This is a genomic window from Trueperaceae bacterium (assembly GCA_019454765.1).
Classification (GTDB): domain Bacteria; phylum Deinococcota; class Deinococci; order Deinococcales; family Trueperaceae; genus JAAYYF01.
On record JACFNR010000012.1, the window covers coordinates 17015 to 31388 of the forward strand.

The 14374-nt window shown below is 70.3% G+C and carries 13 protein-coding genes; all 13 read right to left on the bottom strand.

Going from position 1 to position 14374, the window contains the following annotated elements:
- Positions 1–10: 10 nt before the first annotated feature.
- Entirely contained in the window at positions 11–1165 is a 1155-nt protein-coding gene (locus H3C53_05385) for a pyridoxal phosphate-dependent aminotransferase (GenBank protein ID MBW7916104.1), read from the bottom strand.
- A 2-nt stretch (positions 1166–1167) separates the two neighbouring features.
- Entirely contained in the window at positions 1168–1584 is a 417-nt protein-coding gene (ndk, locus tag H3C53_05390; GenBank protein MBW7916105.1) for a nucleoside-diphosphate kinase, read from the bottom strand.
- 64 nt (positions 1585–1648) lie between these two features.
- Entirely contained in the window at positions 1649–2125 is a 477-nt protein-coding gene (locus H3C53_05395) for a DinB family protein (GenBank protein ID MBW7916106.1), read from the bottom strand.
- A gap of 57 nt (positions 2126–2182) precedes the next feature.
- Positions 2183–3232: an HD domain-containing protein gene (locus tag H3C53_05400; protein ID MBW7916107.1), complete on the bottom strand. Its 1050-nt coding sequence runs from the start codon at positions 3230–3232 to the stop codon at positions 2183–2185.
- A 214-nt stretch (positions 3233–3446) separates the two neighbouring features.
- Positions 3447–4904 (bottom strand): NADH-quinone oxidoreductase subunit N, encoded by a 1458-nt coding sequence (locus H3C53_05405; protein ID MBW7916108.1) that lies wholly within the window; start codon positions 4902–4904, stop codon positions 3447–3449.
- A complete protein-coding gene (locus tag H3C53_05410) occupies positions 4901–6376 on the bottom strand; it encodes an NADH-quinone oxidoreductase subunit M (GenBank protein MBW7916109.1) in 1476 nt (491 codons plus the stop codon). The genes H3C53_05405 and H3C53_05410 overlap by 4 nt, the downstream gene beginning before the upstream one ends.
- Complete coding sequence (gene nuoL / locus H3C53_05415) at positions 6373–8286, bottom strand: NADH-quinone oxidoreductase subunit L (protein ID MBW7916110.1); 1914 nt, start codon at positions 8284–8286, stop codon at positions 6373–6375. The genes H3C53_05410 and nuoL overlap by 4 nt, the downstream gene beginning before the upstream one ends.
- Before the next feature lie 5 nt (positions 8287–8291).
- Positions 8292–8612, bottom strand: a complete 321-nt coding sequence (nuoK, locus tag H3C53_05420; GenBank protein ID MBW7916111.1) for an NADH-quinone oxidoreductase subunit NuoK — start codon at positions 8610–8612, stop codon at positions 8292–8294.
- 1 nt (position 8613) lies between these two features.
- Positions 8614–9225: an NADH-quinone oxidoreductase subunit J gene (locus H3C53_05425; protein ID MBW7916112.1), complete on the bottom strand. Its 612-nt coding sequence runs from the start codon at positions 9223–9225 to the stop codon at positions 8614–8616.
- A 1-nt stretch (position 9226) separates the two neighbouring features.
- A complete protein-coding gene (gene nuoI / locus H3C53_05430; protein ID MBW7916113.1) occupies positions 9227–9754 on the bottom strand; it encodes an NADH-quinone oxidoreductase subunit NuoI in 528 nt (175 codons plus the stop codon).
- Between the two features lie 63 nt (positions 9755–9817).
- Positions 9818–10837, bottom strand: a complete 1020-nt coding sequence (gene nuoH, locus H3C53_05435) for an NADH-quinone oxidoreductase subunit NuoH (GenBank protein ID MBW7916114.1) — start codon at positions 10835–10837, stop codon at positions 9818–9820.
- Positions 10837–13287: an NADH-quinone oxidoreductase subunit NuoG gene (gene nuoG / locus H3C53_05440; GenBank protein MBW7916115.1), complete on the bottom strand. Its 2451-nt coding sequence runs from the start codon at positions 13285–13287 to the stop codon at positions 10837–10839. Before nuoG ends, nuoH begins: the two co-directional genes overlap by 1 nt.
- Positions 13284–14374, bottom strand: a 1091-nt coding sequence (gene nuoF / locus H3C53_05445) for an NADH-quinone oxidoreductase subunit NuoF (protein MBW7916116.1), incomplete at its 5' end; no start/stop codon positions are given. The genes nuoF and nuoG, both read right to left, overlap by 4 nt.

Consider the following 14374-nt stretch of genomic DNA (forward strand, 5'->3'; position numbering starts at 1 on the left):
AGGGAGGTTCTCAGCCGAGCAGCGCGGCTATGCGCCGCAGCGCCTCCTCGATGGAGGCCATGTCGGTCGCGTAGCTCATCCGCACCTGCCCGGGCGCCGAGAAGTCGGTGCCTGGCACGACGGCCACGCGCGCCTCGTCCAGCAGCCTGATGGCGGCGCGCTCCTCGTTCGGGTCCAGCGCGGCCGTGTCGACCATGACGTAGAACGCCCCCGCCGGCTTGGGGGTCTTGAGCCCCAGCCGGTTCAGGCCGGCAACGAGCACGTCGCGCCGTTCCCGGTAGGCGGCGCGCGTTATGGCTTGGAACGCCGCGGTCCTCTCGACCTCGTTCAAGGCGGCGACGGTGGCGTGCTGCGCCAACGAGTTGGCCCCGGAGGTCGATTGCCCCTGCAGGCGCACCATGGCGGCGATGAGCGGCTTGGGCCCGGCCCCGAAACCGATGCGCCACCCGGTCATGGCGTAACCCTTGGAGGCGCCGTGCACCACCAGGGTGCGGTGCGGAACGTAGCTGGCCGCGGTGGTGAACTGACCGTCGTAGACGAGGTGTTCGTAGAGGTCGTCGGTGAAGAGCCACAGGTCGTGCTCGTCCGCAAGCTCGGCCATGGCGCGCACGAGCTCGGGGGGGTAGACGGCGCCCGTCGGGTTGGACGGCGAGTTGACGAGCAGCACCTTGGTGCGCGGCGTGATGGCGGCCCGGACGGCGTCCAGGTCGGGGACGAAACCGTCCTCCGGCCGCGCCATCACCGCGACAGGCACCCCGCCGGCCAGGGCGACCTGGGCCGGGTAGCTGACCCAGTAAGGCGCCACCATGACGACCTCGTCGCCCGGCTCCAGCACCGACATGAAGGCGTTGTAAAGCGTCTGCTTCCCGCCGTTGCTGACGAGCACCTGGTCGGGCGCGTACTCCAGGCCGTTCTCGCGCTTGAACTTGGCGGCGACCGCCTCGCGCAGTTCGGCCGTGCCCTCCGTGGCCGTGTACTTGGTGAGGCCGAGGCGGATGGCCTCGCGCGCCGCCTCCAGCACGTGCTCGGGCGGCAGGAAGTCGGGCTCCCCTGCCGTCATCGAGATGACGTCGACGCCCTGCCGCGCCAGCTCCTTGGCGCGAGCGGCGAAGGCGACCGTGGACGACGCCTTGAGGGTGGCGACGCGCTGGGACAGCCCGGGCATGCTCAGCCCTCGAGTTCCGGGAAGAAGATGCCGATCTCGCGCGCGGCCGTGGCGGGCGCGTCGGAGCCGTGCGCCACGTTCTCGTCGATGGTGGTGGCGAAGTCGCCGCGGATGGTGCCCTGCTGGGCATCCTTCGGGTTGGTGGCGCCCATCATGCCGCGCCAGCCGGCGATGGCGTTCTCGCCCTCCAGGACCATGGCGACCACGGGACCCGAGGTGATGAAGCTCACCAGCCCCTCGAAGAACGGCTTGCCGGCGTGCTCGCCGTAGTGACGTTCGGCCATCTCGCGGGTGATGACCATCTGCTTGAGGGCCACGATGCGGTAGCCCTTCGCCTCGATGCGCGAGACGACGTTGCCCACCAGGCGGCGCTTCACGCCGTCGGGCTTGACCATTGCGAATGTGCGTTCGGTAGCCATGACGGCTGAGGATATCACGCAGCCGCCGGCGCTCCCCGCCGTCGCTGCCGGCCCGGCGCGGCCCCTAGTCGGCGCCGAGCTGGCCCAGGTGGTCGAGGTCGTGACCCGCCAGGTAACGCACCATCTGGTCGACGCTCTCCGGGCCGCGACCCAGGTGGACGCCCTCGGCCAGCCAGTCCTGCAGCGTGAGACTCGTAAGCCACGCCAGGTTCCACGACCGCAGGGCGCGGAACGCCTCGAGGGCCAGCGTGGGGTCGAGGCGCAGGTACCGCTCGGCCCACACGTCCTGGTCGAACGGGGCGAGCTCCGTCCCGGGCGCCGCCACCGTCTGCCGCAGGCGCCAGGCGAACGCCACCTCGACGTCGGCGAGGTGCGCGACGACGTCGCGGCGCCGCCACTTGCCTGGGGCGTACGGGGCATCGAGGACGTCTCTGGGCATGGCGGCGACGAGCTCGGCGAGGCGCACGGGCGTGGCCCTGAGCACCTCGATGGGGTCGTCGCCACCGAGGAGGGCGGCGGCGCGCCGTTGGAAGTCGGCCATAGGGCCCCACTCTAGCCGCCTCGCCCCCGTGAGGGGCGGTCGCGACGCGGGCGCGCGTCAGGCGGCCGAGTCCGCCTCGCCCGCCGCGAGGGCGCCGCCGGTGAACGCCCGGTCGAACGCCTGCACGACCTCGGGGTCGAACTGGGTGCCGGAGCCGCGGCGGATCTCCTCCGCGGCCGCCTGCGGGCTGACGGCCTTGCGGTGGGCGTGGTCGTGCGTGAGGGCGTCGTAGGCGTCGGCCACGGCCAGGATCCGCGATTCGGGAGGGATGTTCTCCCCCGCCAACCCGTTGGGGTAGCCCTCGCCGTTCCACCACTCGTGATGCGTGAGGGCGATCAGCTCTGCCAGGCGCATCATCGGGGAGCGGCTGCCGGCAAGCAGCTCCGCCCCGGCCTTGGCGTGCCCCTTCACGACGGCGTACTCCGCCTCCGTCAGGCGCCCGGCCTTGAGCAGGATGCCGTCGGGGATGGTTATCTTGCCGACGTCGTGGAGCCGCGCCGCCCGCAGGAGCAGCTCGACCCGGCCGGGCAGCATGCCGAGCTCCCGGGCCAGCACGCCGCACGTGTGGGCCACGCGCCAGGTGTGCTCGCCCGTGTCGTCGTCGCGGTACTCGGCGGCGCGCGCCAGCCGCACCAGCATCTCGAGCTGCGAGTGCTCGAGCTCCTGCGTGCGCCTGCGCACGGCGGACTCGAGCCGCTCGTTCTGCTGCTGCAGCTCGAGCTGGTAGTGGCGCGTCTCCAACAGGTTCCTGATCCGCAAGCGCGCCTCGGTGGGGTTGACGGGTTTGGTCAGGAAGTCGCGCACGCCGTTGGCGAGCGCCGTCTCGCGGAGTTCGGTGCGCGAGTCCCCCGTGACCATGAGCACCGGGAAGGCGTCGGGGAGGTTGGGTCCCAACTCGGCGAGCACGCCGAGGCCGTCGCGGTTAGGCATGTGTTGGTCGATCACGAGCAGGTCGGGGGCCTCGGTCACGAAGCGCTCGGCGGCGGCGAGCGGGTCGTCGCACACCCTCACGTCCTGGTAGCCGGCGCGGGTGAGGAGCCCCCGCATGAGCACAAGGGCCGACTCCTCGTCGTCCACCAGTAGTATGCGCATGCCCGTGAGGTCCACTGTCCTCTCATGATAGTAGGGCGCGGTCATGCTCACTGCTAGTTTCTCCCCATCTCCCCCTGGTCGCAGGGTAGGCGCGGCCTTGACGGCCACCCGGATGATAGGGAACGGCCGATGACGGGGTTCTTACGGCGCGGCCGTGGCGCGCCCCAGCGGTGCGGCCGGCGACGTCACCGCCGCCGGCCGCACCGGTCTCCTCGGCCCCTCGGCTAGCTCAGAGGCCCGCCAGCAGCCGCGGACCGGCGCTCAGCAGCGTGTGCCACCAGCCCGGGAACACGCCCAGCAGCAACGTGCCCGCGAGCGCGAGGGCGATGGCAACCTGCGTGGCTCCCGACCGGAAGGCGGGCGGCTCGTAGGCGCTCTCGCGGAAGTACATGTACGCCACGACCCGGAAGTAGTACACGAGGGCCACGATGCTCGTGGCGATGCCCAGCACGGCCAGCCACACGTAGCCCGCGTCGATCACCGCCTGGAAGACGAGGACCTTGCCCGCGAAGCCGACGAGGGGCGGGATGCCGCCCAGGCTGAGCATGAACAGCGTCATCACGGCCGCCAGCCACGGGCGTCGCTTGGCGAGGCCGGCGAAGCGTTCCAGGTCGTCGCCGTGGTCGTTGGCGTCGCTGATCAGGCTCAGCACCGCGAACGCGCCCGCGTTCATGAAGGCGTAGGCCGTGAGGTAGAAGGCCGCGGCCGCGACGCCGCCGTGATCGGTCGCCAAGAGCGCCAGGCCGAGGTAGCCGGCGTGCGCGACGGACGAGTAGGCGAGCATGCGCTTGACGCCCCGCTGCATGAGCGCGCTGAAGTTGCCGACCACCAGCGTGAGCGCGACCATGACGGCCAGGGCCGTCAGCAACCACGGCTGCAGCGCCGGGAACACGACCGTCGCCAGCCGCAGGAGCGCCGCGAACGCCCCGATCTTGATGACCACCGTCATGAACGTGACGACCGGCGTAGGCGCGCCCGTGTAGACGTCGGGCGCCCACTGGTGGAAGGGGGCGAGGGCGGCCTTGAAGCCGAGACCCGCCAGTACCAGCGCGCCGCCGAGGGTCGCGAGCAGGGTGAGGTTCCCGGAGGACAGGGCCGCGGCCACGTCGCCGTAGACGAAGGAACCGGCCGCGCCGTAGACGAGCGCCGCGCCGTAGATGAGGATGGCCGAGCCGAACGCGCCGAGCAGGAAGTACTTCATGCCCGCCTCCTCGGACTGGCGGTCGCGGGTCCGCCACGCCGACAGGGCGTAGACGGGAAGCGACATGATCTCGAGCCCGAGGATCAGGGTGATGAGGTCGCCCGCCGAGGCCATCACGACGGCGCCCAACGCAGACAGCAGCATGAGCGGGTAGTACTCCGGGTGCTCCATGCCGCCCCGCTGCAGCTGGTCCCAGCTGACGAGCACGGCGGCGACCGTCCCGAGGAGGATCACCAGCGTGAGGGTCAGGGCGGGCACGTCGCCCAGGTAGCGCAGACCGAAGCTCGCCGCGTTCGCCTCACCCGACAGGAGCTGCGCCAGCGTGAAGACGCCGGCCGTGATCACGCCGATGAGCGCCGCCCCGGCGGCGCCCCGCGAGTCGCGGCTGAACAGCGCGATGAACAGGGTGACGGCTGCCGTCACCAACAGGGCGATGGCGGGCGCCAGCACGCTCCAGTGGATGTCGATCTGACCGGGGAAGGTCACCGCGCACCTCCGACGTCGCTGAGGGTGATGCCACCAGGCGCGGCCGCGGCGCGCTCGAGTTGCAGTTCGGCCAGCTGCGACTGCGACTCGATGCGCTGCAGGTGCGGAGCCGGCATCAGGCCGAAGAGCAGCACGCCGACGATGACCGGCAGAAGCACGTACATCTCGAGCGCGTCGAGATCCTTGACAACGGCCTCCGACCGGCCCTGGAACAGGCGCTGGTAGAGGTTGACGCCGTACACGCCGGCGGCGATGACCGTGAGCGTGGCGATGGCCGCCGGCCAGGGCGACGTCTGGAACGCCCCGAGGAGCGACATGAACTCGCCCGGGAAGTTGGAGAGCCCCGGCACGCCGATGAAGGTGAAGATCAGGAAGAGCGTGAACGCTGCCAGGGCGGGCGCGGCCTTGGCCAGGCCGCCGTAGTCGGCGAGGTAGAGGGAGCGGCGGCGGTGGTAGAGCATGCCGACGATCAGGAAGAGTCCGCCGGTCGACACCATCTGCGCGGCCAGGAAGTACATGGCGCCGCTCATGCCGGCCAGGTGCATGCCGAACACGCCCACACCGATGATCCCCATGTGCGACAGCGACCCGTAGGCGAGGAAGCGCTTGAGGTGGTTGCTGCCGATGGCGCCGAAGGCGCCGTACAGGGCCGTGACCGCGGACAGGGCCAGTAGGATCGGCGCCACCCGCAGGGCACCGGCCGGCAGTAGCGGCAGGCCCCACGCGAAGAAGCCGAACGCGCCCACCTTGTAGAGCGAGCCGAGCACGTCGGCGGCGCCCGAGGGGTGGTTCTGCTCGTTGAGGTCGACGAGCCAGGAGTGGAGCGGCCAGATGGGCAGCTTCACCGCCATGCCGATGGCGAGGCCGACGAACAGCCACGTCTGCGTGGCGACCGGCAGTTCGGGGGCGGCGAGCATCAGGTCGATGACGTGGAACGACGCGGCGCCGGAGAGCGCCTTGACGGCGAGGATGCTGATCAGCATGAAGAACGAACCCGTCACCGCGTACACGAGGTACTTGACGGTCGCCTCGCGGCGCCGCTCGCCGCCCCAGATGCCGAGCAGCAGCAGGCCGGGGATGAGGGTGGCCTCCCAGAAGACGTAGAAGAGGACGAGGTCCTTGGCGAGGAAGATGCCGTTGAGGCCGCCCAGGGCCACGAGCAGCAGCGCGGCGAAGCCGGCGGCGCCGCTCGCCACGCGCGTCGTGGCGACGAGCACCGCTGGGATCATCATGAGGGCGGCCGCGAAGGTCAGGACGGAGCCCGCGCCGTTGCCGTCGAGCGAGAAGCTCACGCCGATGCCGGGCAGCCAGGTCAGGTCGAGGGGGCGGGTGCCCGGCAGGAAGATGGCGAGCACCAGCGTGGCGACGGCGCCGGCGACGGCCAGCACGCGCGCCAAGGGGAGGACGCGGCGGGCCAGCATGACGAGCGCTGCCGCCACGAGCGGGACGACGATCATCGCGAGCGCTATCACTTGAGCACCCCTAGCAGCGCCGCGACCAGCGCGAGGCCGGCGGCACCCACGAACATCGCGAAGGCGTAGGCCCTGATGTGGCCCGACTGCCACCTTCGGACGACGCCGCCGAGGAGGGGGACGAGTCCGGCAAGGGACACGAGCCCGCGGTCGACGACCTCCTTGTCGAGCAGGCTCACGGCCTCGGCCGCGCCGCTACCCGTGTCGGTGAAGAGCGCCTTGTAGAGGGGGTCGAAGCCGAACGCCCCACGCGACGCCCCGGCGAGCACCGTGTCGCCCGCGCGCTTGGCGAGGGCGCCCTTGGAGGTGACGTAAACCCAGTACCCGAGCCCGAGCCCCACCAGGGCGACCGCGGCGGAACCCAGCACGAGCAACCACTCGGTCGCGACGCTCGGGTGCGAGAACTCCCCCGCCGCGGTGGCGCGCGCCAACCACGCCTGGACGCGGTTGTCCGTGAGGAAGGCGGGCAGTCCCACGTAACCGATGAGGACGCTGCCGATGGCGAGCACGACGAGGGGCGCCGTCATCACGGCGGGCGACTCGTGCACCCGTTCCGCCACGCCGCGGTCCAGTCGCTCCTCGCCCCCGAAGATCAGGTAGTACCAGCGGAACATGTAGAAGGCGGTGATGCCGGCAGTGATCATCAGCAGCCAGAACAGCACCCCACCTCCCACGTCGGCCAGCACGCCGCTCGTGAAGGTCGCGACGACGATGGCGTCCTTGCTGAAGAAGCCCGACAGGAACGGCACGCCCGCGATGGCCAGCGTCGCTATCAACGCCGTCGTGCCTGTCACCTTCATGCGCTTGCCGAGGCCGCCCATCTTGCGGATGTCCTGCTCGCCGCCCAGGGCGTGGATGACGGAGCCGGCGCCGAGGAAGAGCAGCGCCTTGAAGAAGGCGTGGGTGAGCACGTGGAAGATGCCGGCCCAGTACGCGCCGGCCCCCACGGCCGCCACCATGAAGCCGACCTGGGAGATGGTCGAGTAGGCGAGGATGCGCTTGATGTCGGTCTGGCCCACCGCCGCGATGGCGGCGACGAGCGCGGTGAGCACCCCGATCCAGGCGACGGTGGCGAGGGCGCCCGGCGCCACCGCGTAGACGGCGCTGGTCCTGGCGATCAGGTAGACGCCGGCCGTGACCATGGTGGCGGCGTGGATGAGCGCCGACACCGGGGTGGGCCCGGCCATGGCGTCCGGCAGCCAGACGTGCAGCGGCAACTGCGCCGACTTGCCGGTGGCCGCCAGTAGGTAGAGGAGCCCGATGCCCGTGAGGGCGGCGGAGCCGTAGAGCATGGTGGGCGCCATGGCGGTCACCGTCGCGATGTCGAGCGTGCCGAACACCTTGAAGGTCAGGAACATGGCGAGCAGGAAACCGAAGTCGCCGACGCGGTTGACGATGAAGGCCTTGCGGCCGGCGCCGGCGTTGGCGAGGTCCTTGTACCAGAAGCCGATGAGGAGCATCGAGCAGACGCCCACGCCCTCCCAGCCGACGAACATGAGCACGAAGGAGTCGGCCATCACTAGCACGAGCATGGAGGCGACGAACAGGTTGAGCTGCGCGAAGAAGCGCGAGTAACCGTCGTCGCCGTGCATGTAGCCGATGGCGTACACGTGGATGAGGAAGCCGACGCCCGTGATGATCATCATCATCAGGACGCTCAACTGATCCAGGTGGAAGCCCAGCGAGACGGTGAAGTCGCCGGCCCGCAGGAACTCGCCGAAGCCCACCCTGACGGCCTCGCCCCCGCCGGCCACGCCGATGAAGGCGAGGAGCGACAGCACGAAGCCGGCGCCGACCGCCACGCTGCCGACGATGCCGGGGGCGGGCTCCTTCAGGTTCTTGCCGAAGAAGGCGTTCACGAGCGCACCCACCAGCGCGATCAGCGGCGCCAGCGACGCCCAGGCGACCATGTCGGTCATGCGCGCACCTCCGAGAGCTCGTCCACGTTGGTGCTCACGCGGTTACGGAAGATGGCGACCAGTATGCCCAGCCCGACGGCGACCTCCGCGGCCGCAACGGCCAGGACGATGAAGACGGCGGCCTGGCCGTCCAGCGCGATGCGAGCGCCGCCGGCGCTCCACGCCCGCGCGTAGGCGACCATGGCGAGGTTGGCCGCGTTGAGCATCAGCTCGACCGACAGGAACAGCATGATGGCGCTGCGCCGCGTCAGCACGCCGACGCCTCCCAGCACGAACAGCACGGCGCTCAGGGCCACGTAGTACTCGGTGGCTACCACCTCAGCGCCCCCCGCCGGCGGCCTCGGAGACCGGCGCGCCTTCCCCGCCGACCCCGAGATACGGCTCGTGCGGAGCGCCGCGACCGGCCAGGCTCCGTTCCTGCGGGCGCGTCTCCGGCGCCGCGCGCTGCACCAACCCGACAGCCGCCACGACGCCCGTCAGGAGCAGCACGCCCACCAACTGGAAGGCCAGCAGGTAGTCCGTGAAGAGCACCTCGGCGATGCTGCCCGCGTTGCCGCCCGCCAGCGTCGTCGTCACGACGTCGGCCGCCGGGAGCGGCCTGGCGCTGATGACGGCGACCGCGACCACGGCCACGGCCGCCACCGCGGCCGCCACCCAGGCGGCCGGCCTCAGCCAGGCGAGGCGGTCGCCGAGCCGCTCGCCGCCCACGTTCAGGAGCATGATGACGAAGAGGAAGAGGACCATGATGGCGCCCGCGTAGACGATCACCTGCACGGCGGCCAGGAAGTGCGCCTGGAGGGTGACGTACGTGACGGCCAACGCCAGCAGCGTGCCGACCAACGCCAGGGCGGCGTGCACCGGTTGGCGCAGCGTCACGACGCCCACGCCCCCGGCGACGAGCAGGACTGCCAGAACGGCGAAGCCGACCATGTCAGTAGTCCACGCCTTCCAGCTCGACGCGGTGGTCGGCGTCGAAGCCGAGCCTCACGTCCTTGCCCTTCGCCTCCGCCTCGCGCCGCTGCCACTTGCTACCCTTGGTGCCGACGAGCATGTCTTCCTTGCGGTAGACGAAGTCCTGGTAGCGGAAGTCGGCCAGCTCGAACTCGTGACCGAGCACGACGGCGCCGGTGGGGCACGCCTCCTCGCAGAAGCCGCAGAAGATGCAGCGCAGCATGTTGATCTCGTAGATCTTGGCGTAGCGTTCGCCGGCCGAGGTGGGGTTGTCAGGGTCGTTCTCGGCCGCCTCGACGTAGATGCAGTAGGTGGGGCACGCCGCGGCGCATAGCGAGCAGCCGATGCACTTCTCGAGGTCAGTGTCGGGGTGCCGCAACAGGTGGTGCCGGCCGCGGAAGCGCGCCTGCATGTCGACCTTGTCGCGCGGGTACTGCACCGTGACCGGCCGCTTGAACAGGTAGCCGAGGGTGAGGCCCATCCCCTTGGCGATGTCGATAACGCTCATGAGCGTGCACCTCCGTGGCGCGGCGCGCCTGGCCGCGGCGGGCGGGGGGCGGCGCCGACGAGGTCAGATGACATAGGCGATCACCGCCCCGGTGACGAGCGCGGCGACGAGCGCGAACTCGAAGACGTAAAGCCAGCCGAAGCGCATGAGCTGGTCGTAGCGCAGCCGCGGCAGCGTGGCCTTGAGCCAGATGAACAGGAACATGAAGATGGCCATCTTCAGGACCAGCCACACGATCGGCCACTCCGAGATGCCCGGCACGACCGCGTCGAGGAACCGCGGTCCGCGGTAGCCGCCAAGGAAGAGGGTGCTGATGAAGGCGGACGCGGTCATCATGTTGACGTACTCGGCCATCTGGTAGAGCGCCCACTTGATGGAGGAGTACTCGGTCAGGTAGCCGGCGACCAACTCCTGCTCGGCCTCCGGCAGGTCGAACGGGGTGCGGTTCACCTCGGCCGTCCCACTGATCACGAACGTGACGAACGCCAGCGCCAGCCCCGGCCAGAGCCAGGGGCTGACCGACCAGATCCCCACCTCGACGATCTCGCGCAGGTTGAGGGTGCCGGCCACCATGATGACGGCCAGCACGCTGAGGCCGAGGCCCAGCTCGTAGGAGATGATCTGGGCGCTCGAGCGCAGCGACCCCAGGAGCGAGTACTTGCTGTTGGACGCCCAGCCGCCGAGGAATATGCCGTACACGCCCAGCGAGGTCGCAGCGAAGATGTACAGGATCCCGATGTCGAGGTCCATGACCCACGGGTTGAGGCCGAAGAGGCTGCCGGCCGGCCCGGCCGGGATGGCGCCGAAGGCCGACAGCGCGAAGACGATGCTGATGGCCGGCGCCAGCACGAGCACGAACTTGTCCGCCGCGCTCACGACGAGGTCTTCCTTGAAGACGGTCTTGATGGCGTCGGCTATCGGCTGCAGCCACCCGCCCGGCCCCGTGAGGTTCGGGCCGTAGCGGTGCTGGAACCGTCCGAGGAGCTTCCGTTCGATGACCGTCATGTAGGCGAACGCGCCCAGGAGGACGACGCATAGGACGAGCGCCTTGATGAAGGTCACCCAGAGCGGATCGTGGACCACTACGCGACCTCCAACCTGGCCTGCTCGACGACGACGTTGGCGAGGTCGGCCTGGGCGAGTCCCACGGGTTGATCTGGTAGGCACGGGATGGTGGCGAGGCCCGGCTCGACGGCGTCGGTGACGCTCACCACGGCGCGCCGCCAGGTGGCGCCCACCTTGAGCCGCACCTCGGCCCCGTCGGCGAGGCCGTGCTTGGCGGCGTCGTCGGGGTGGAGGCGCAGCCTGGGGCCACCGGTCGCGGCCGCCAGGTGCCGGTTGAGATGCAAGAACTCAGCGCGCGCCATGCTAGGCACGATCAGGACGTTGCCCGCCTGAGCGGCAGCCGCCTCGCGCGCCACGACCTTGGCGGGGCCGCGCGTCTTGAGGCGCGGCAGTGTGCCGGCGTCCGGCAACTCGGCCAGGTCGAGGTCGAAGCGCTTCTTGAGGGTGCGCCTCGCGGAGCGCACGCTGCGTCCCTCGAGCCTCTGGCCGAGCGCCTCGCCGATGGCGCGCACGACTCCCGTGAAGTCGGCGCTCGTGCCCGCGTCGACTGGCGCGGCCCGTACCGGCAGGAAGCGCCCCTCGAGGTTGACGACCGTGCCGTCGCGCTCGTAGACGCTCGCGGCCGGTAGCACCACGTCGGCGAGATGCGCCGTCTCGGTGAGGAAGATGTCGTGCACGACCAGGAGCTCCTTGCCGCTGAGGCGCTCCTTCAGGTCGTCGTCGAGCGCCGGGTCGAGCTGCGAGACGATCAGGGCCTTCGCGCCCTCGATCATGCCGCCGTAGTCGTAGCGCTCGTGGCTGGGAAGGACGCCTAGGAGCTCGAGGCCGTAGCTGTTGGCCATCGGTCCGACCGGCATCTCCTTGACCGACACGGCCTTGATGAAGGCGCGCGCCGCCGCGGTGGCCTCGCGCCCCGCCAGCACGAAGCCGCCCAGCACCACGACGCCGTTCTTGGCGGCGGCGAGGCGGTCGACGAGCTCGCGCGCGGCGGGGGCGGACAGCCCGACGGCGGCCTCCTCCTCGGCGCTCAAGGTGGCGTTGGCGTCGTTGGCCAGCCGGGTGAGGGCGGCGAAGAACGCGGCCTCCCCCGCCACCGGGTAGCGGGCCGCGGCGCCGGCGTGACGCATCAGGTCGACGCGGTAGGGCGCCGCCACCGCGAGGATCTCGCGCCTGCGGGGCATGCGCTCCTTGAGGCGCAGGTCGGCGATGGGCACGCCGTGCGCCATGAGCGCGGGGGGCGTGACCCCCTTGAGCGCGTCCTTGATGCGCAGGTCGAGGATGCCGGCCTCCTCGGTCACGTCGCCCACCACCAGGATGGCGTCGGCGGTCGCGAGGTCGGTCAGCGTCGCTGCCTCGCGCGCGGGGAGCACCCCGGCGGCTGGCCTGGGAGCGTGATCGACCTGCCCGGTGCCGAGGGCCTCGGCGAGCGCCATGGCGGCCACGCCCTCCTCGAGGGTGGAGTCGGCGCGGATGGCGATGCCGACGTCCTTGCCGCTCAGCCCCTTCAGGCGCTCCGCGATGAAGGCGGCCGCCTCGTCCCAGGTGGCGGGCTTGAGCTCGCCCTGGCGCCTGACGAGCGGTTCCGTGAGCCGGCCGGGGGCCGAGGCGTACTCGTGGCCGAAACGCACGCCGTCGTCGATCCACGTCTTGTTGACCTCGGGGTTGAGGCCGGCCTTGATGCGCTCGATGCGGCCCGTGCGGGCGTCGACGATGATGGCCGTGCCGGTGGCGTCGTCCATGCTGGTCGTGCGCGTGTGGTCGTACTCCCAGTTGCGGCCGCGGAAGCGGCTGGAGGCGTCGAGCAGGGCCCCGACCGGGCAGATGTCGGCGATGTTGCCCGTGAAGTTGTTGGGCAGGCCCGCGTCGGCCGTGTCGATGTAGGTGTGCGAGGTGCGGTCGATGAAGTCGAGGATCTCGTCGCCAGGCACCTCCTCGAAGTAGCGCACGCAGCGCTTGCACTGGATGCAGCGCTCGCGGTCGAGCGTGATGAGCTCGGAGAGCGGGTAGTGCTTGTCGAAGTGGCGCTTGTCGAACTCGAAGCGCGACAGGCCGTCGCCGTACTCGTAGCTGCGGTCCTGCAGCTCGCAGGCGCCGCCCTTGTCGCACACCGGGCAGTCGAGGGGGTGGTTGACGAGGTGGAACTCGACCATGCCGTTGCGGATGTCCTTGACGTGCTTGGACTCCGTGTCGATGACCATGCCCTCCATCACCTGAGTGGTGCAGGTGGCCATCAGGTTGGGGAACCAGAAGATCTTGGGCTCGCCCGTCTCCTCGTCCAGGATCCAGCTGCCGTCCCTGTCCTTGCGGGGCGCGCCCACCTTGGCCAGGCACATGCGGCAGGCGCCGATGGGAGACATGTACTCCTGGCTGCAGAAGTAGGGCACGTCGCTCCCCGCCGCGAACACGGCGTCTATGGCGCTCGTGCCGGGCGCCAGGTCGAGCTCGACTTCGTTGACGCGTACCTTCATGCTTGCCACCAGTCGGCCTTCGGGTACTTGGACTTGCCGTGCTCCGCCAGGTACTCGTACTCGTCGCGGAACCACTTGAGGCTGGCCTGCACGGGCATGATGCAGGCGTCGGCCAGCGGGCAGAAGGCGGTGCCGCGGATGTTGCCGGCCACGCTCTCGAGCAGGTCGACGTCGCCGGGGTTCGCCTGGCCGGACACGAGCTTCTGGTAGATGCGCGGGAGCCAGTGACCGACGCCCTCGCGGCACGGCGTGCACTTACCGCACGACTCGTGGCTGTAGAAGCGCACGAGGTTGTAGAGCGCGTTCACGATGCACTTCTCGCGCGGGATGACGATCACGCCGCCCGTGCCCAACATGGACGAGTTCTTGGCCAGCGTGCCGTAGTCCATCGCCATGTCGAGGAAGCGGTCCTCCCACGGGAACATGGGGGTGGAGGAGCCGCCCGGGATGAACGCCTTCGGCTCCATGGTGGGCCCGCCCGCGAAGTCGTAGATGAGCTCGCGGAAGGTGGCGCCCATCGGCATCTCGTAGACGCCCGTGCGCTTCACGGGCCCGGAGATCTGGTAGAGCTTGGTGCCCTTGCTGTCGTCCGTGCCCATGGACGCGAACCAGGCGGCGCCCTTGTTGATGATGTGGACGGCGCTCGTCAGGCTCGTGACGTTGTTGATGGTCGTGGGCCGCCCGTACATGCCGGCGGCCGCCGGGAAGGGCGGCTTGAGGCGCGGGTTGGCCCTGAGACCCTCGAGCGAGTTCATGAGCGCCGTCTCCTCGCCGCAGATGTAGGCACCGGCGCCCGCGTGGACGGTGATGTCGAACGAGAAGTCGGTCCCGAACAGGCCCGTGCCGAGCAGCCCGGCGGCGCGCGCCTCCTTGACCGCCGCCACGGCGCGCTCGTAGCCGTGGTAGTACTCGCCGCGGATGTAGAGGAAGCCGTAGGTGACCCGCATGGCGTAGGCGGCGATGATCATGCCCTCGATCAACTGGTGCGGGTCGTCCTCGAGGATGTAGCGGTCCTTGAACGAGCCGGGCTCGGACTCGTCGGCGTTGCAGACCAGGTAGCGGGCCTTGCCGTCGGGCGGGCCCATGA